This window comes from Halomonas sp. H10-59 (assembly GCF_040070555.1).
Taxonomy (GTDB): domain Bacteria; phylum Pseudomonadota; class Gammaproteobacteria; order Pseudomonadales; family Halomonadaceae; genus Halomonas; species Halomonas litopenaei.
In genome coordinates, this window is the sequence record NZ_CP098828.1 from 1,037,047 (window position 1) to 1,055,935 (window position 18,889).

The 18,889-nt window shown below is 63.4% G+C and carries 13 protein-coding genes; 9 read left to right on the forward strand and 4 right to left on the reverse strand.

Annotated elements, in window-relative coordinates:
* Positions 1–51: 51 nt before the first annotated feature.
* The 8 genes from NFG57_RS04745 to arcC all read left to right on the forward strand — a co-directional run bounded on the left by NFG57_RS04745 (position 52) and on the right by arcC (position 11,541).
* The gene (locus NFG57_RS04745) at positions 52–690 is read left to right on the forward strand and encodes a YqiA/YcfP family alpha/beta fold hydrolase (RefSeq protein ID WP_108131440.1); all 639 of its coding nucleotides are present in this window, start codon (positions 52–54) and stop codon (positions 688–690) included.
* A gap of 55 nt (positions 691–745) precedes the next feature.
* Positions 746–2,626 (forward strand): DNA topoisomerase IV subunit B, encoded by a 1,881-nt coding sequence (parE, locus tag NFG57_RS04750; RefSeq protein ID WP_045994516.1) that lies wholly within the window; start codon positions 746–748, stop codon positions 2,624–2,626.
* Between the two features lie 88 nt (positions 2,627–2,714).
* Positions 2,715–4,970, forward strand: coding sequence for a DNA topoisomerase IV subunit A (parC, locus tag NFG57_RS04755; RefSeq protein WP_222515551.1), 2,256 nt, complete (start codon positions 2,715–2,717; stop codon positions 4,968–4,970).
* A gap of 56 nt (positions 4,971–5,026) precedes the next feature.
* Positions 5,027–6,250 carry a phosphoserine phosphatase SerB gene (gene serB, locus NFG57_RS04760; RefSeq protein WP_222515550.1) on the forward strand — a complete coding sequence of 408 codons (1,224 nt, stop codon included), beginning with the start codon at positions 5,027–5,029 and terminating at the stop codon, positions 6,248–6,250.
* 408 nt (positions 6,251–6,658) lie between these two features.
* Positions 6,659–8,086: an arginine-ornithine antiporter gene (gene arcD / locus NFG57_RS04765; RefSeq protein WP_222515549.1), complete on the forward strand. Its 1,428-nt coding sequence runs from the start codon at positions 6,659–6,661 to the stop codon at positions 8,084–8,086.
* Positions 8,087–8,173: 87 nt separating this feature from the next.
* Positions 8,174–9,430 (forward strand): arginine deiminase, encoded by a 1,257-nt coding sequence (gene arcA / locus NFG57_RS04770; RefSeq protein WP_045994512.1) that lies wholly within the window; start codon positions 8,174–8,176, stop codon positions 9,428–9,430.
* Positions 9,431–9,505: 75 nt separating this feature from the next.
* The gene (locus tag NFG57_RS04775; protein WP_108449821.1) at positions 9,506–10,516 is read left to right on the forward strand and encodes an ornithine carbamoyltransferase; all 1,011 of its coding nucleotides are present in this window, start codon (positions 9,506–9,508) and stop codon (positions 10,514–10,516) included.
* A gap of 77 nt (positions 10,517–10,593) precedes the next feature.
* Positions 10,594–11,541 (forward strand): carbamate kinase, encoded by a 948-nt coding sequence (arcC, locus tag NFG57_RS04780; RefSeq protein ID WP_348815512.1) that lies wholly within the window; start codon positions 10,594–10,596, stop codon positions 11,539–11,541.
* A gap of 212 nt (positions 11,542–11,753) precedes the next feature.
* Here arcC and NFG57_RS04785 read toward each other — a convergent pair whose 3' ends face one another.
* Positions 11,754–13,085, reverse strand: coding sequence for a glycerophosphodiester phosphodiesterase family protein (locus NFG57_RS04785; RefSeq protein ID WP_348815513.1), 1,332 nt, complete (start codon positions 13,083–13,085; stop codon positions 11,754–11,756).
* A gap of 607 nt (positions 13,086–13,692) precedes the next feature.
* Here NFG57_RS04785 and leuA point away from each other — a divergent pair.
* Entirely contained in the window at positions 13,693–15,399 is a 1,707-nt protein-coding gene (leuA, locus tag NFG57_RS04790; protein ID WP_045994508.1) for a 2-isopropylmalate synthase, read from the forward strand.
* Positions 15,400–15,490: 91 nt separating this feature from the next.
* On the opposite strand, the gene NFG57_RS04795 is transcribed toward leuA, so the two are convergent.
* Genes NFG57_RS04795 through NFG57_RS04805 form a run of 3 tightly spaced genes read right to left on the reverse strand, consistent with a single transcriptional unit; the run spans position 15,491 to position 18,548 of the window.
* On the reverse strand, positions 15,491–16,837 hold the full coding sequence (locus NFG57_RS04795) for a M48 family metalloprotease (protein ID WP_348815515.1): 1,347 nt from the start codon (positions 16,835–16,837) through the stop codon (positions 15,491–15,493).
* Complete coding sequence (locus tag NFG57_RS04800) at positions 16,828–17,193, reverse strand: hypothetical protein (RefSeq protein WP_222515546.1); 366 nt, start codon at positions 17,191–17,193, stop codon at positions 16,828–16,830. Before NFG57_RS04800 ends, NFG57_RS04795 begins: the two co-directional genes overlap by 10 nt.
* Complete coding sequence (locus tag NFG57_RS04805) at positions 17,190–18,548, reverse strand: CHASE2 domain-containing protein (protein WP_222515545.1); 1,359 nt, start codon at positions 18,546–18,548, stop codon at positions 17,190–17,192. The genes NFG57_RS04800 and NFG57_RS04805 overlap by 4 nt, the downstream gene beginning before the upstream one ends.
* Positions 18,549–18,889 lie beyond the last annotated feature (341 nt).

An 18,889-nucleotide genomic window follows, 5' to 3' on the forward strand; every position in this document is an offset into this window, starting at 1 on the left:
AGCGGGCGCAGGGGAGGGTCGAAAACTGGCCATTTATACAGGTTTTCCGTTATGCTGAGCCCATCAACAGCGTCGAGTGCTGCCGCAGCGAGCGGCGTGCTCTACCTGCATGGATTCAATAGTGCCGGCGCCTCGCCCAAGGCGCGGCTGATCAAGGCCGCCTGTGCGGAGCTGGGGCTTCCCTGCGAGACCCCGGACCTGTCCTCGCAGGCGGCCGACGCCCTGCGGCTCGCCGAATCGCTGTTACCCCGGCTGGGGCCCAGTCCGATGCTGATGGGCAGCTCCATGGGCGGCTTTCTGGCCACGGTGCTGGCAGAGCGCCATGAGCTGCCGGCGGTACTGGTCAATCCGGCGGTGCGACCGGCCAGGCTGGTCGACACCATGCTCGGCGAGAGCTTCGTCAACGCCTACACCGGTGAGCGCTTCGTGGTCGAGCAGGGCCACCGCGACCAGATCGCCGAGATGACGCCGGAGGTGGTGACACCCGGGCGCTATCTGCTGCTGCTGGTGACCGAGGACGAGACGCTGGACAGCGCCGACGCCTTCGCCGCCTACCGTGGGGCCAAGGCGATCCTGCATCCCGGCGGCGAGCACGGCTTCAATGCCCTGGCCGACTACCTGCCGGCGGTGTTCGCCCACGGTGGTCACGCCCTGGCGCCCGGGCGAGTGGCGCCGGTACCGGCCGAGTGAGCCGTTCAGTCGACGGCGCAAAGACGATCCCAGTCATCCTGATGATGGACCACGCATGACCCAATACAGTGCCAGTTCGATCGAGGTGCTTTCCGGGCTGGAGCCCGTTCGCAAGCGCCCCGGCATGTACACCGACACCTCCCGTCCGAATCACCTGGTCCAGGAGGTCATCGACAACAGCGTCGACGAGGCGCTCGCCGAACACGCCAACGAGATCCGCGTGGTACTGCGGGACGACGGCGGCATCGAGGTGACGGACAACGGTCGCGGCATGCCCATCGACGTTCACCCGGAGCATGGGGTATCGGGGATCGAGCTGATCATGACGCGGCTGCACGCCGGCGGTAAGTTCTCCTCGTCGAGCTACCGCTTCTCCGGCGGCCTGCACGGGGTCGGGGTGTCGGTGGTCAACGCCCTGTCGCGACGCCTCGAGGTCGAGGTCCTGCGCGACGGCGAGCGCCACGCCATGGCCTTCGAGCACGGCGACAAGGTCGAGGACCTGCACGTCATCGGCACCGCCGCCAAGCGTGCCAAGGGCACCCTGGTGCGCTTCTGGCCGGATACCAGCTATTTCGACAGCCCCAACCTGGCGGTAGGGCGGCTCAAGCACCTGCTGCGGGCCAAGGCGGTACTCTGCCCCGGGCTCAAGGTGGAGCTGGTGGAAGCCGACGGCACCGCCACCACCTGGCAGTTCGCGGACGGTCTGCGCGACTATCTGGCCCAGACCACCGACGGCTACGAGGTGCTGCCGAGCTCGCCCTTCGTCGGACACTTCGCCGACGACGAGCAGGGGGTGGACTGGGCGATTCAGTGGTTGCCCGAAGGCGGCGACTCGCTGATGGAAAGCTACGTTAACCTGATCCCCACCGCCCAGGGCGGTACCCACGTCAATGGCCTGCGTTCCGGCCTGCTCGAGGCACTCAAGGAATTCTGCGAGTACCGCAGCCTGCTGCCGCGCGGGGTCAAGCTGACCGCCGAGGACCTGTGGGAGCGGGTCGCCTACGTGCTGTCGGTAAAGATGCTCGATCCGCAGTTCGCCGGCCAGACCAAGGAGCGGCTGTCGTCACGCACCGTGGCGGGCTTCGTCTCCGGCGTCGTCAAGGATGCCTTCTCGCTGTGGCTCAACCACCACGTCGACCAGGCCGAGGCGCTGGCCGAGCTGGTGATCAGCGCCGCCCAGCGGCGCCAGAAGAGCTCGAAGAAGGTGGCGCGCAAGAAGGTCACCTCCGGCCCTGCGCTGCCCGGCAAGCTGGCCGACTGCAGTGGCCAGGACCCTGCCTTGAGCGAGCTGTTTCTGGTCGAGGGTGACAGCGCCGGGGGCAGCGCCAAGCAGGCGCGCAACCGCGAGACCCAGGCGATCCTGCCGCTGCGCGGCAAGATCCTCAACACCTGGGAGGTCGACTCCCACGATATCTACGGCTCCCAGGAGGTCCACGACATCGCCGTGGCCATCGGCGCCGATCCGGCCAGTGCCGACCTGTCCAAGCTGCGCTATCACAAGATCTGCATCCTCGCCGATGCGGACTCCGACGGGCTGCACATCGCCACCCTCCTGTGCGCGCTGTTCGTGCGCCACTTCCCGTCGCTGGTCGACGCCGGCCACGTCTTCGTCGCCATGCCGCCGCTCTACCGCATCGACCTTGGCAAGGAGGTCTACTACGCCCTGGACGAGAGCGAGAAGGCGGCCATTCTGCGCAAGCTGGAAGGCAAGCGCGGCACCCCCAACGTGCAGCGCTTCAAGGGCCTTGGCGAGATGAGCCCGCTGCAGCTGCGCGAGACCACCATGGCGGTGGAGACCCGGCGGCTGGTACAGCTGACCCGGGAGGAGGGCGACGGCACCATGGAGATGATGGACATGCTGCTGGCCAAGAAGCGCGCCTCGGACCGCAAGAGCTGGCTCGAGGACTACGGCAACCTGGCGGATATCGAAGTGTGACGGGCCGCCATCGCGGTGACTTGCACGCAGTGACGCTCCCGGATTTCACGTCGTCGGTTCAGGCGACCAGGATTGAGAACGAGGGATCATGACTCTGGACATTGAGGTGGCGGAGGGCGACGTCGAGCGACTGTCCCTGCGCGAATACACCGAGAAGGCCTACCTCGACTATTCGATGTACGTCATTCTCGACCGGGCCCTGCCCCATATCGGCGACGGCATGAAGCCGGTGCAGCGGCGCATCATCTACGCCATGCGCGAGCTGGCGTTGAACGCCAACGCCAAGTACAAGAAGTCGGCGCGTACCGTCGGCGACGTGCTCGGCAAGTTTCACCCCCATGGTGACAGCGCCTGCTACGAGGCCATGGTGCTGATGGCCCAGTCGTTCAGCTATCGCTATCCGCTGGTGGACGGCCAGGGCAACTGGGGTAGCCCGGACGATCCCAAGTCCTTCGCCGCCATGCGCTACACCGAAGCGCGGCTGTCGAAGTTCGCCGAGGTACTGCTCAGCGAACTCGGCCAGGGCACCGTGGACTGGGCGCCCAACTTCGATGGCACCATGAACGAGCCGGTGGTGCTGCCGGCACGTCTGCCCCACGTGCTGCTCAATGGCGGCACCGGCATCGCCGTGGGCATGGCCACCGACATCCCGCCCCACAATGTGCGCGAGGTGGTCGAGGCCACCTGCGAGGTGCTGCGTAATCCCGGCGTCACCACCGCCGACCTGATGGCGCACCTGCCAGGCCCGGACTTCCCTACCCGGGCGGAGATCATTACCCCGCGCGCGGACCTTCGAAAGCTCTACGAGAGCGGTCGCGGCAGCGTCAAGATGCGCGCTCGCTACGAGCAGGAAGAGGGCCAGGTGGTGATCACCGCGCTGCCCTACCAGGTCAGCGGGGCCAAGGTGCTGGAGCAGATCGCGGCGCAGATGCAGGCCAAGAAGCTGCCCATGGTGGCCGACCTGCGCGACGAGTCGACCCACGAGGAGCCGACCCGTCTGGTGATCGAGCCGCGCTCCAATCGGGTCGATATCGAGTCGCTGATGGCGCACCTGTTCGCCACCACCGACCTCGAGAAGAACGTGCGGGTCAACCTGAACGTGATCGGCCTCGACGGCCGCCCGCGGGTGATGCCGCTGCCGGAGCTGCTCGGTGAATGGCTCGACTTCCGTCGCACCACGGTGCGCCGTCGCCTCGAACACCGGCTGGGCAAGGTCAACGACCGCCTGCACCTGCTCGAAGGCCTGTTGATCGCCTACCTCAATATCGATGAGGTGATCCGCATCATCCGCGAGGAGGATGAGCCCAAGAGCGCACTGATGGCAGCCTTCGGTCTGACCGACCGTCAGGCCGAGGCGATCCTGGAGCTGCGCCTGCGCCACCTGGCCAAGCTCGAGGAGATGAAGATCCGCACCGAGCAGGACGAGCTCGAGGCGGAGCGCAAGCGTCTTGAAGAGCTGCTCGGCAACGAGGCAGCGATGACCGACCTGATCGAGCAGGAGCTGCGCAAGGCCGCCGAGGAGCACGGCGACGAGCGCCGCTCGCCGATCGTCGAGCGCGAGGAAGCCAGGGCGCTGTCCGAGGTCGAACTGGTGGGTGCCGATCCGGTGACGGTGGTGCTGTCCGAAAAAGGCTGGATTCGTGCCGCCAAGGGCCACGACATCGACCCCTCCGGGCTGTCCTACAAGGCCGGCGACGCCTTCCACCTGGCCGCGCGAGGCAAGACCAACCAGCCGCTGGTGCTGCTCGATGACACCGGCCGGGCCTACACCCTGCCGGCCCACCAGCTACCCAGTGCCCGCGGCCAGGGCGAGCCGGTCACCGGCAAGGTCAACGTGGTGGCCGGCGCGCACATGGCCGGCGTCATGCTGGCACCGGGGGACGCCCGCTTCCTGCTGGCCTCCGACGGCGGCTACGGCTTCGTCGCCCGGCTCGAGGACCTGACCGGCAAGAACCGTTCCGGCAAGGCGGTGCTGAGCCTGCCCAAGGGCTGCAATGTGCTGCCTCCGGTGGAGCTGCCGGCGGCCGACGAATTGACCGTGGCCACGGTCTCCAACGAAGGCCGACTGCTGCTGTTCCCGCTGGACCAGTTGCCGGAGATGTCCAAGGGCAAGGGCAACAAGATGCTGGATATTCCCGGTGCCCGGGCGGCCCGGCGCGAAGAGTTTGTGCGCGGCCTGGTGGTGCTGGCGCCAGGGGATACCCTGGTGGTGCACGCCGGCAAGCGCAAGCTGTCGCTCAAGAACGGTGAGCTCGACTACTATCGGGGAGATCGCGGACGGCGAGGCAGCAAGCTGCCACGCGGGCTGCAGAAGGTCGACCGGCTCGAGCGCCTCGAGGCGTAACCCTTACGACGGTACGGCGCCCGCCGGTTGCTGCGGGTGCCCAAGGAAGACACACCATGACACGACGAATCCTGATGCGCGCTACCGGCCAGGCCCGCCCCGGCCAGCTTGCCGGCCTGGGGCGGATCCTGGCCCGCAGCGGCGCGCGCCTTCTGGACATCAACCAGAGCGTGACCTTCGGTATCGTCTCGCTGGAGGCGCTGGTAGCGCTTGACCACGAGGCCGACCTGGAAGGCGCCCTGTCGGGCGCCGGCGATGAGCTGGGTCTGGATGTCCAGGCGATCCAGATCAGCGCCGAGGAGTACCATCGCTGGAGCGAGACCGCGAGTCAGCCGCGCCTGATCATGACCCTGCTGGCGCCGCGACTGCCTGCCGGCATCCTGGCCGAGGTGGGGGCGCTGACCGCCGAGCACGGGCTGACGGTGGAGTTGATCCATCGCCTGTCCGGGCGCGAGCCGCTGGACGGCGAGGCACCGGCCCAGGGCAGCTGCGTCGAGTGCTGGCTGCGCGGTGAGGACGTCGACCTCGAGTCGCTGCGCGAGAAGGCGCTGGCGCTGGGTGCGACCCACGGGGTCGATATCGCCCTGCAGGAAGACTCCATCTGGCGCACCCACCGTCGCCTGGTGTGCTTCGACATGGACTCTACCTTGATCAAGGCCGAGGTCATCGACGAGCTGGCGCGCCGCCACGGGGTCTACGACGAGGTCGCCGAGGTTACCGAGCGGGCCATGCGCGGTGAGCTCGACTTCCAGCAGAGCTTCCGTGAGCGCATGGCCAAGCTGAAGGGCCTGGACGAGTCGGTGCTGGCCGAGATCGCCGAAGAGCTGCCGCTGATGGACGGGGTGGAACAGTTGATGGCCCAGCTCAAGCGCTTGGGCTACCGCACCGCCATCCTGTCCGGCGGCTTCACCTACTTCGCCCGGCATCTACAGCAGCGGCTGGGCTTCGACGAGATCCACGCCAACGAGCTGGTGATCGAGAACGGCAAGGTCACCGGCGAGGTGCGCGAGCCGATCGTCGATGCCGATCGCAAGGCCGCGCTGTTGCACCAGATCGCCCAGCGCGAGGGGATCACCATGGAACAGACCATCGCCGTGGGCGATGGCGCCAACGATCTCAAGATGCTGGCCGCCGCCGGACTCGGTATTGCCTTTCGCGCCAAGCCGCTGGTGCGTGCCCAGGCCCGTCAGAGCATCTCGACCCTGGGGCTTGACGCCGTGCTCTATCTGATCGGCTATCGCCAGGCGGATCTGTCCTGCCAGGCGCCGGGCCACGACTAGCCCGGACGTCATCGACATCGTCGCTTGGACGCGATGTTCACTTCTACTGCAAGGGAGCCCAGGGCTCCCTTTTTTTGTGTCTCCCATTCTCGCACGGTGCCAGCGAGCCTGGACGTTGTCGCGAACCTGGTAGCGACATGGCGCTGCAGGCACCCGCGAAGCAAAGTTCCCTCGCTCGGGACGAGCCACTGACCGCAACTCCGAGGGAAAGGTCGTTGCAAGCGGCCGAGATCAAACAGTGGTGGTGGAGCGATATAACCTGATCGGGGTCGTTATTATGTACGTCGAAAGGCGTAGTTGACACGAGTCAGCAGAGAGGTGTGTACGGCGGTTTCGGTAGCCTCAAGGGGCCAAAAAGAGAGTAGCCTGAATTGGCAAACTTTTGGTCCCCACGAGGAAACCCTTCCCATGGAAAATGACACAGGAAAGCTGAGACTCGGCGCCTTGCTTGCGCTGGTCGTCGGCTCGATGATCGGGGGCGGCATCTTTTCGCTTCCGCAGAATATGGCGGCGAGCGCCGCACCAGGGGCGGTGCTGATCGGCTGGGGAATTACCGCGGTCGGCATGCTGGCACTGGTGTTCGTCTTCCAGACGTTAGCCAATCGCAAGCCGGAACTCGACGCCGGCATCTATGCCTACGCCAAGGCCGGTTTCGGCGATTATCTTGGCTTCTCTTCCGCCTGGGGTTACTGGATCAGCGCCTGGCTCGGCAATGTCAGCTACTTCGTTCTGTTGTTCAGCACCCTGGGCTTCTTCTTCCCCATCTTCGGCGAGGGTAATACGCCGGCGGCCATCGGCTGTGCCTCGATCCTGTTGTGGGCGGTTCACTTCCTGGTGGCCAGGGGCATCCAGCAGGCGGCGTTCATCAATCTGGTGACCACCATCGCCAAGATCGTCCCGCTGATCATGTTCATCGTGCTGGCCGCCATCGGTTTTCACCTGGACGTCTTCACCATGGACTTCTGGGGTGCCGGCAACGCCGATCTTGGCAGCGTGATGGACCAGGTTCGCAACATGATGCTGGTCACCGTCTGGGTATTTATCGGTATCGAGGGCGCCAGCATCTATTCCGCCAAGGCTCGCGATCGTCGCGATGTCGGGCGCGCCACCGTGATCGGCTTTGTCGGTGTGCTTCTGCTGTTGGTGATGGTCAATGTGCTGTCCATGGGCATCATGAGCCAGCCGGAACTCGCTGAGCTCAAGAACCCGTCCATGGCGCTGGTGCTGAGCCAGGTGGTCGGCCCCTGGGGCGGTCATCTGATCAGCCTGGGCCTGGTGATCTCGCTGCTCGGCGCCTTGCTGTCCTGGACACTTCTGTGCGCCGAGATTCTTCACGCGGCCTCCAGCGACGGCACCATGCCTGAACTGTTGAGCAAGGAAAACGCCAACAAGGTGCCGGTCAACGCCCTGTGGCTTTCCAACGGCCTGATCCAGCTCTTTCTGCTGCTGACACTGGTCAACGAGTCCACCTACCTGAGCCTTCTTTACCTCGCAAGCTCGATGATCCTGGTGCCTTATCTGTGGTCGGCGGCCTACGCCCTGTTGCTCGCGGTAAAGGGAGAAACCTACGAGAAGGAGCCCGAGGTACGCCGCAAGGATCTGTTTATCGGCGGCCTGGCTACCCTCTACGCGATCTGGCTGCTGTTTGCTGGCGGTATCGACTATCTGTTGCTGTCGGCGCTGCTTTACGCCCCTGGTGCCGTGTTCTTCTACAAGGCCAAGAGCGAGCGTGATGAAAAGGTCTTTACCCCCATCGAGAAGATTATCTTCGCGGTCACTATCGCCTCGGCGCTGGCGGCCACGCTGGGGCTCTATCAGGGGTGGTTGAGTCTGTAGCTAGACCTCGATGTTCAACATGTTACAGCGGTCAGGTTCATTGATGATGCGGTAGTGACAGTCCCGCAATAGGGAAGGAGCAACAGAATGAAAAGTGGATCTTCACGATTGGGCGTCTATTCCGAGGTAGGCAAGCTTCGCAAGGTCATGGTGTGCTCGCCAGGGCTTGCTCATCAGCGGCTGACCCCCAGCAACTGTGATGACCTTCTGTTCGATGATGTGCTGTGGACCAACCAGGCCAAGCGCGACCACTTCGACTTCGTGACCAAGATGCGCGAGCGTGACATCGAAGTGCTCGAGATGCACAACCTGCTCACCGAAACCCTCGAAAATCGCGACGCCATGCGCTGGATTCTCGAGCGCAAGGTGACCTCCAACCTGGTCGGCTTCGGCCTTGCCGATGAGGTCCGCGCCTGGCTTAGTGAACTGGAGCCACGGAGACTCGCCGAGTTCCTGATCGGCGGGGTGTCCTGGGCCGACATCACCGAGAGCCACGGAGGCGAGACCCTCAAGACCTTCCGTGACTATCTGGGCCAGTCCAGTTTCGTTCTTCCGCCGCTTCCCAACACCCTGTTCACCCGGGATACCACCTGCTGGATCTACGGCGGGGTGACACTCAATCCGATGTTCTGGCCGGCCCGCCGCCAGGAGACGCTGCTGACCTCGGCGATCTATCGCTTCAACCCGCGCTTCGCCGGCGCCGACTTCAAGGTGTGGTACGGCAATCCCGACCAGGACCATGGTTCGGCCACCCTGGAGGGCGGCGACGTGATGCCGGTGGGCAACGGCGTGGTGTTGATCGGCATGGGTGAGCGCACCTCGCACCAGGCCATCGGTCAGGTGGCGAGCGCGTTGTTCAGGGCCGGCGAGGCCGAACGGGTGATCGTGGCGGGGCTGCCCCGGTCGCGCGCCGCCATGCACCTGGACACCGTCTTCAGCTTCTGCGATCGCGACCTGGTGACGGTCTTCCCTGACGTGGTCAAGGACATCGTTCCCTTCAGTCTGCGCCCCGACGAGAGCAAGCCCAGTGGCATCGACGTGCGCCGCGAGAAGGGGAGCTTCATCGAGGTGGTGGCCGAGGCCCTGGGACTGCCGAAACTGCGGGTGGTGGAGACCGGTGGCGACAGCTTCGAGGCCGAGCGCGAACAGTGGGACGACGGCAACAATGTGGTCGCCCTGGAGCCAGGCGTGGTGGTCGGTTACGACCGCAACACCTACACCAACACCCTGCTGCGCAAGGCCGGGGTCGAGGTGATCACCATCAGTGCCAGTGAACTGGGCCGTGGGCGAGGCGGCGGTCACTGCATGACCTGTCCGATTCAGCGAGATCCCGTCGACTTCTGACGACGTCGTTACGCGTTACTTCGCTTCTTTAACTGTGAATCGACGGCTGCCCTGGTGGCCGTCAAGGAGACCCTCATGTCCTTCAATATCCACAACCGTCACCTGCTGTCGCTGATGCATCACTCCGAGCGCGAGCTGCGCTACCTGCTGGACCTGTCGCGGGACCTCAAGCGGGCCAAGTACAGCGGCTGCGAGGCCCAGCGACTCAAGGGCAAGAACATCGCCCTGATCTTCGAGAAGACCTCCACCCGCACCCGCTGCGCCTTCGAGGTGGCCGCCTATGACCAGGGCGCCAACGTCACCTACATCGATCCCACCTCGTCCCAGATCGGGCACAAGGAGTCCATGCGTGACACCGCCCGGGTACTGGGGCGCATGTACGACGCCATCGAGTACCGCGGCTTCAGCCAGGAGGTGGTCGAGGAGCTGGCGGCGTTCTCCGGGGTGCCGGTCTACAACGGCTTGACCGACGAGTACCACCCGACCCAGATGATCGCCGACGTCCTGACCATGCGCGAGCACGCCGAGAAGCCGTTGCACCAGATCTCCTTCGCCTACCTGGGCGATGCCCGCAACAACATGGGCAACTCGCTTCTGCTGATCGGCGCCAAGCTGGGCATGGACGTGCGGATCGCCGCGCCACGTTCGCTGTGGCCGGACGAGGAGCATCTGGCCAACTGCCGGCGCTTCGCCGAGGACAGCGGCGCGCGCATCTGCCTGACCGAGGACCCCCGCGAGGCGGTCAGGGGCGTCGACTTCATCCACACCGACGTCTGGGTGTCCATGGGCGAGCCGGTGGAGGCCTGGGCCGAGCGCATCGACCAGTTGCTGCCCTACCAGGTCAACAAGGTGCTGATGGAGGCCGCCGGCAACCCCAGGGTCAAGTTCATGCACTGCCTGCCGGCCTTCCACAACTGTGACACCAAGGTGGGGCGCCAGGTCGCCGAGCAGTACCCGATGCTGAAGGACGGCATCGAGGTCACCGAGGAGGTGTTCGAGTCGCCGGCCTGCATCGCCTTCGAACAGGCAGAGAACCGCATGCATACGATCAAGGCGGTGATGGTCTCGACCCTTGGCGATGTGTAAGTCACGCACCAACGGATCGGCAAGATAGCCTGGCGGCCCCTGGGCCGCCAGCAACCCCGAACGGGAAGGACACTGTTATGCGTATCACGATTGCCCTTGGTGGCAACGCCCTGTTGCGGCGTGGCGAGGTCATGAACGGCGAGGCCCAGCGCGCCAACATTCGTATCGCCTGCGAGCAGATCGCGCGCATCGCATCAGGCAACGAGCTGGTGATTGCCCACGGCAATGGGCCCCAGGTGGGCCTTTTGGCCCTGCAAGGGGCGGCCTACGATGAGGACAACGTCTTTCCTCTGGATGTGCTGGGTGCCGAGACCGAAGGCATGATCGGCTACATGATCGAGCAGGAACTCGGCAACCTGTTGCCGCCGGAGGTGCCCTTTGCGTCGCTGTTGACCCAGGTCGAGGTGGACGCCGATGACCCGGCCTTCCAGCAGCCGAGCAAGCCCATCGGTCCCATCTACCCGCGCGACGAGGCTTGCCGGCTGGCGGAGCTCAAGGGCTGGACCATGGCGCGTGACGGCGATCACTACCGCCGGGTGGTGCCGAGCCCTAGACCCAAGCGAATCTTCGAGATTCGCCCGCTGCGCTGGCTTCTGGAGAAGGGCACCGTGGTGATCTGTGCCGGCGGTGGCGGCATCCCCACGGTCTACGGGGAGGATGGCAAGCTCGAGGGCATCGAGGCGGTGATCGACAAGGACCTGTGCTCATCGCTGTTGTCACAGGAGCTGGCCAGCGATCTTCTGATCATCGCCACCGATGTGGACGGGGTCTATCTGGACTGGGGGACCCCGCATAGCCGTCGGGTGGCGATGGCTGATCCCGATAGCCTGGAAGCCCAGGGTTTTGCCGCAGGATCCATGGGGCCCAAGGTGCAGGCGGCCTGTGAGTTTGCTCGTTCAAGCGGCAAGACTGCAGTTATCGGGGCGCTGGCCGATATCGAGGCTATCGTCGCAGGCCACGCCGGCACTCGGGTGAGTATCAGGGCCACCGGCATAAGCTTTGCTCAGGAGACGACGACTCCTTGAAGGAGGAGCGGGACATGCCTGGTTGCCTGCCCTCGTCTGGAGGCGGCTGGCTACCGCCGATGGGGGAGCGCTCTCGAGGTTGACGATCGTTAGGATGGAGCCCTCGGAATGGCGTTAGGGGCGCCAACGCCACGGAAGGCGTTCTGGCCGGGTGGTTATCCACCCGGCCGTTTTTATGCGTTCCGACCAGGTTCGCGGGTGGTCATTGCCGCTTATTTTGCCAGCTCGTCGGCCATGCAGTTGGCGTAGAAGGTGACCGCCGCCGGCCAGTCAGAGAACACCGCCTTGACCCCGATATCGCGGGCCATCACGTCAAGTGCCACCATCTTGTCGCCATCGTTGTCGACGACATTGTCGATGGTCTGGTGGTACCAGGCACCGTCACGGGTCAGCGGCGCCGAGCGCTCGAAGGACCAGGCGATCAGCTCCAGTCCTGCCTCCATGGCCTTCTCGGCGTAGACCGATGGCACGATGGGCCGGTCTTCGCTGTCCCCCTCGGCCAGCAGCATCCACATCGGCGGGGCCAGAATCTTCACCCCCATATCGGCCAGCTCCTGCATCGACGGCTCCCAGCTTGCGGGGTCGGTCACGTCGAAGCCTTCCACGTCATAGCGATCGTCCAGGTACACCGCCTGGTCGGCGAACTCGGTGTTGTCGACCCAGTACCGCACGTCATCGAGCAGAAACGACTGGGGAAAGACGTCTTCCGGGGGCACGCCGGCCTCGACGTACTCGTCGATCAGCTTCTGGGCATAGTCCTGCTGGCTCATGCCGTCGAAGGGCATCTCGACGCTCGGTGTCTTCAGCTCCGGGGTCATCTTGACGCCCAGGTCCTGAAACAGCGCGATGCTTTCGGCGTGACTCATCAGGGTGCCGCGATCGGCATAGAGCTCGGTGCGCCAGCGCGGGTTGCCGGCCAGGTAGGCCTCCAGGGTGTCGGCGCTGGTGTCGACGCCGTCCATGCGGCCTTCCAGGGTCTTGAACTCGGCCAGGGTGATGTCGCTGGTGCAGCACTGGACGTCGGCAGCGTTGGTCAACTTGCCATCGGCATCGAAGGTCGGTGGCACGCTGCACTGCTCGGCAAGCTCGGTCGCGAGGATATTGGTGGTGCCGTGCAGGTCGCACTGGGAGTGGCGGCAGACCAGTTCCTTGTCTTCGGTAAAGGCCACGTCGCACTCGAGCACGCCAGCGCCCATGCGCGCGGCGGCCAGGTAGGATTCCCGGGTGTGCTCGGGGAACATCAGGGGGGCGCCGCGGTGGCCGATGGAAAAGTCGCTCCGGGTGGGCTGCTCAAGGTTGGCCGCGCACTGCTCAAGGGTCGCCTTGAGCTCCGCGGACTGGGCATTGTCCTCGTCCATGTCGTCGATCAGGAAGTAGGGGCGGGGGCCCAGACTGACCGGCAGGGAGGAAGAAGCGCTGGCGTTGGAGGCGTTGTCCTCGGCCATGGCGGGCGCGGCGGTGACCCCGCAGAGCGCGATGGCTGTGATCGCGCATGACAGTAACGCGGCGAGGGGCGCGGGGCGGCGGTGGTGATGGGCATCCATGGAGCGTCTCCTTTGTGTCAGCCATGCTGAACCATCAGCACGAGTCTGGTGGTGTTGTCAGAGATTACGGTGGTTCCGGGGCGCCGGAATCGCTCTATTACCCTAGTCCGGCTCGAGGACATTCACATGACAGCGAGCGCTCGTGGCGCCCGCGCTGGCGCGCCGCAGTTGACAACGTCGCTGAAGACTGATTTTCTAGAGCGCATGAACATGACATCTCGCCACCTCGACCTACGACTACTACTACGCGTTTGAATGCGCGTGGCGACGCCCTTTGTGCTTGCGTCGCTGGCAGGATCGCCACCAGTCAGGTTGAGTCGAGGTTGCAAGATGTCCGTCAGTACCCAGTGCCCCACCATGAACCCGTCCCGTCACGCCACCTGTGGTGTCCGCTCTCGTCGTTGTGACGATGTACGGATGGCTGGTGCGCGAATTGTCGTGGTCGCTATCGTCTCGGTCCTGGAACGACTTATGACGCCCCGCTCGCCTCTGGCGAGCGGGGCGTCGCCGTTTTCACCTGGCCTTTGCTCACAAGGCGCTGGCCGGGCCGCCCAACAGGCCTTCCAATAACGCTTCGCTCGACACACCCTATTCCGGAGAAAACGCCATGATGCTCAAGGACCCTTCGACCAAGTACCGCCCCTTCGTGGCCGTGGACCTGCCTGATCGGCAGTGGCCCAGCCAGCGCATCGAGACCCCGCCCCAGTGGTGCAGCGTTGATCTGCGCGACGGTAACCAGGCGCTGATCGATCCAATGGACCAGGAGCGCAAGCAGCGCTTCTTCGATCTGCTGGTCAAGATTGGCTTCAAGCAGATCGAGGTGGGCTTCCCCTCCGCCTCCCAGACCGACTTCGACTTCGTGCGCAGCCTGATCGAGGAAGACAAGGTCCCGGACGACGTCACCATCCAGGTACTGACCCAGGCCCGTCCGCACCTGATCGAGCGCACCTTTGAATCGCTGAAGGGTGCCAAGAACGCCATCGTTCACGTCTACAACGCCACCGATCCGGTGTTCCGTCGCGTGGTATTCAATGTCGACAAGTCCCAGTGCATCCAGATCGCGGTCGATGCCACCACCCAGATCCGTGACCTGATGAAGGCGGCCCCCGAGACCAACTGGACCTTCCAGTATTCTCCGGAACTGTTCACCACCACCGAGATGGACTTTGCGGTGGAGATCGTCAATGCCGTGCGCGAGACCTTCGGGGCCAGCGCCGACAACAAGATGATCGTCAACCTGCCGGCCACGGTGGAGTGCGCCACCCCCAACAACTACGCCGACCAGATCGAGTGGTTCTGCCGCAACGTCGAGCACCGCGATCACCTGATCGTCAGCGTTCACCCCCACAATGACCGTGGTACCGGTGTGGCCGCCGCCGAACTGACGGTGATGGCCGGTGCCGACCGGGTCGAGGGCACCCTGTTCGGCAACGGCGAGCGCACCGGCAACGTCGACATCGTCACCCTGGCGATGAACCTCTACACCCAGGGCGTCCATCCGGGCCTCGACTTCTCCAACATCACCCCGATCATGCGTGAGGTCGAGCACTGCAACCAGCTGCCGGTCCACCCGCGTCATCCCTACGTCGGCGATCTGGTGTTCACCGCCTTCTCCGGCTCTCACCAGGACGCCATCAAGAAGGGCATGGCGCTGCGCAAGGAAGACCCCGACAGCGTCTGGGCGGTGCCTTACCTGCCCATCGACCCGCTCGACGTGGGCCGCAGCTACGAGGCGGTGATTCGCGTCAACAGCCAGTCCGGCAAGGGCGGCGTCAGCTACCTGCTGGAGCAGGAGCACGGCATCGAACTGCCGCGCCGGCTGTCCATGGAGTTCAGCCTGGTGGTGCAGGAGGTGGCCGATCGGGTCGGCAAGGAGATCACCTCGGCGATGATCTACCAGACCTTCGTCGACGAGTACCTGGCCAAGACCGAGCCCTACAGCCTGGTCAGCCACCGTCTGTCGTCCGAGCCGGACAGCCCGACGGTGACGCTGGAAGCCTGCATCGCCAAGGACGGTGAGCGCCACACCATCAGCGGCGAAGGCAACGGCCCGCTGGCGGCCTTCGTCAAGGCGCTGCGCAGCGAAGGCCACGATATCGAGATCATTGACTACCACGAGCACTCCCGTGGTCAGGGCGCCGACGCCGAGGCGATCGCCTACGTCGAGGTCCGGGTCAAGGGCGAGGCGGTGTTCGGCGTCGGTACCGACGAGAGCATCACCAGCGCCTCGATCAAGGGTGTGATGAGCGCGATCAACCGCTGCCTGTCCACCGAAGAGGTGGCGCCCAACGTCACCGCCGACAGCGTGGCCTGATTCGCGCCGCCGGCAAATGGCGTAAACGCACCGCCCCCGGAAGAAATCCCGGGGGCGGTGCGTGTCACAGGGGAAGGAGTCAACTGAACAATTACCAGCGTAGTGCTGTGTAGTTGTCAGCTTTATCTCCGTAGACGTCGCAGAGTTCACTAAGTCCCAGGTCCTGAGCCAATGTCATGGCGCAACGCGCCAGACGTATTCCTTCCTGAACAGTAAGGTCATAGCGTCGAGTGAGGTAATACTCTACGGGTAGCATGCTGGGCATCTGGCCAATCTCACGGTCCATGTCGTGAAGCAACTGGGCGACCAGTTCACCATCCCTGTTGTAATCAGCTACCTGAAGTAAATGTCGGAACACCGTAGGCGTTCGATAAGTGCTCTGTGCACTCAAGGCCAACGCCTGGGTTGCTCGCTCATGATCGCCGAGCATCAAGTAGGCGGCAGTGAACTTGCTGTGCAGGGACGCATCGTCGGCAAGCTCTGGAGGCAAATCGAGCCTCTCGATCCGAGGAAGATCACGCGCCAGGGCTTCTTTCGAGGTGAAATCCATATCGGCGACCTGGTCGAGATACTCGATGGTGTAAAATTCCGGAACCTGCCCTTGCGTACTCCGTCGTCGTCGGTCATCTGGCAACTCCATGGCGAGTGCCATGGCGGCTTCGGTGCGCGCCTCCTTGGCCAGATACCGGCTGGAGTCTGCTCCGGTAAGTGTTGAAGTGCACTGGGTGAAGTTGATGAATATCTCGCCCTCGTCGTCCATACGTAGGCAAGCAGCGGCTGCCGGTGCGGAAGCCCGGGCTTCGCTGGCGTACTCCCCCAGGCGGCGGATCATCATGTTCATGCCGTTTTGCGAGTAGCCGGCTCGAGCCAGGAGGTCCACCGCGAAGGCGTCGGCATCAATTTCATCTTGAGCCTCGAAATGTCGATAGATCAATCCAGTGGCGGCTTCTTTCAAGGAATCGCCAAATACTACTGTGACATCTTCGCCTGCTGCGACCGCTCCCATTCGCAGGGCGGCGATGGCTCCATCCTGCAGCATCGAGTCAAGTACGTCATTCTCGTAGACATGGTAAAGCTCATGGCCGATCAGGGCTGCGACTTCGTCTTCACTCTCGGCCTGGGAGATCGCACCCGACGACAGCACGATAGTGTTGGCAGAAACGGTGTATGCCTCATAGCCGGGCGAAGTATCCACCACGACCTGGCATTCGCAAGGCTTGCCGTGCGTAGCTTCCAGGCGCTTTAGGATTCCCTCTACATAAGTGAGCACGGACTGATCCTTGAGTACCGTACGATCACGCTGATGGATCGCCTGATTGTCCCTGGTCGGGATCGTGAGGTCGACGTCAGTGTAGTGCTGCTCGGGCTCCAATAACGCAGCGCAGCCGCTGAGACCGACCACCAGCGATGCGGCACCCAGAATTTTGCTTAGTTGCATAATTCACCCGCTCCTCGAATTGCCGCAGAACGACTGTCTGTGCGCATCGCTGTCGCGACACGCTGGCAGCCTCGCTCAAGCAGCACCTCGTCCTGTAGTTCCACCGTAGAGCGGGCGATGGCGTAGTCTGTCCCTGCTACGGTGAAACGGATCTCGCCATTTTCGCTGGTGGCCGGTAGCGGAAGGTGCAGGCCTTCGATTGTGGATAAAGGCACCCAGCTGTCATTTTCGACCTTTCTGACTTCTGCATACTGTCGTCCGATAATACTGTTGATAATTACCTGCTCGGCGAAAGTCGGAAGGCTGGCAAGTAGAAGTACTGAACCGATCGCAATGGGTGGAAAGGGGCGTTTCATGCAAGCTCCTGAGTTGCTTTCAGATGGGCTTCGTGGCGCGCAATGATCTCTCGCGCCAACGGAGCAATTGCCAGCAGGGGAAGCCACCCCTCTGGTACGAGATTTAGGCGGGTATGGAACACATGGTGTGTCAGAGCCACGCTGGTGGCCGTAAACGTGAACCAGGCCAAACTCCGCAACAAGGCGTTGTTGTTTCGCTCAAAAGTGGGTGGGGAGCGCATGATCAGGGCAATGGTGATAATCCATGCCAGCATGGCCATCCATGTCATGTCTTCGTATCGCAAGTAGCCCTGCTGCATGCGAAAGAGATTCTCGAACGCCATGGCGTGGGTGAAGATTCCGGCTAGCTGGCTGTAGACGGGGATATCGCGAAAGTCGCCAAGGTTGTAGTCATCGACTCCTACCATTACGACGTAGGAAGCTGCACCAGGTGGTGGAAGGTCGGCACCTCGGCTTGCGACAAGGTTCCGCAGTGTTATCTGGTGAAAGGGAAGACAGGAAGCGTCAGCCTCCGCAGGTAAATCGATGCCCAGCATGTTGCTCAGCGACGGGCCTAAAGCGCTGCTGAACAGTTGGCTGACACTGTAGTGCAGTAGTTCCGAAGTCCTTTCAAAAATGCCCCTGGCCACGCACCTGTCAGAAAGCCGCCATTGGATCGCCATGTGTTCATCGCTTGCCGTGTGCAATGGGGGCATTCCCGCGATCTGAGCCCACTGGCGGTAGAGGCCCAAGGCACCACTGTCTCTAGGGGAGGCGTTAGCTTTCAGGGGTGTAGCCAAGGCGTAGTCGGTACTACGCCCTCGCCAGTTGCTTGGGGTAAGCTGGCTTACAGGAAGAGTCTCGCGCATTCGCTGCGACATAGGGGTATCAACCCCACCAGCCGCAAGCAATAGCGTGGGAAGTCGCTCGTCTTCGGCGATACGATGTGTGAGGCGTTTCAGCCGATCCAGGGAGCCACTGAGATTACGATAGTCCTGCAAATGGATATCGTAGAAGACAGCTGCAGGCGCGGTGGTTCCGGGAGCGTCAGGCGCAAGCACCTGAGCCAGGATGGTGGCGTGATCGTTGTATGTCAGCGGCCAGTCGTTGCTTTGTAGGCGGTGGGCCTTATGCAACTCTCTTATGTCGTCAAGATTGATGGTGACGACTGACACCGGGGGAATCGGAACCCCAGTCATGCGTGCACTGACCCGCTGGTACGCCTCCGAAAATGCCTGGTCTGAGTTGCTGGCTAGACCAAAAGGGTCGCCATACAGCAGCCAGGCACCGATCCCCAGGTAGAGCGCCAACCTCGCCGGCAGCGATGAACGACACGCTCGGCAGACGTGCTGCGCGAGGTGAATTTTGGATTGCATTGCGAAGTCCCTGCTGCGTCCCCCTGGAGCCTCTGTCGGGCACCTTGGGGTATTTTTTTAGTTAGTTTTTAATTAGAAGAATATGTATTACATATAATGAAAATAGTGATCAACCACTCACCTTCATCTTTTTGTAGCAGGCTGACAGCTGACAGGGAGGGGGCGTGGCGGCGTGGCCCAGGTAACGCCAAGTCGTAAAAACGCCGTCTGTTGCGGGCGGCGTTTTGGAAGCCAGGGTCGCTGTGCTGCTGAGAGAGCGTTCCAATGGAGGGGCTAGGGGCGTTTATCGGGAGCGAAGGGCATCTCTCGGGCTTTATCGACCATCGCCTTGAAGCTGACAT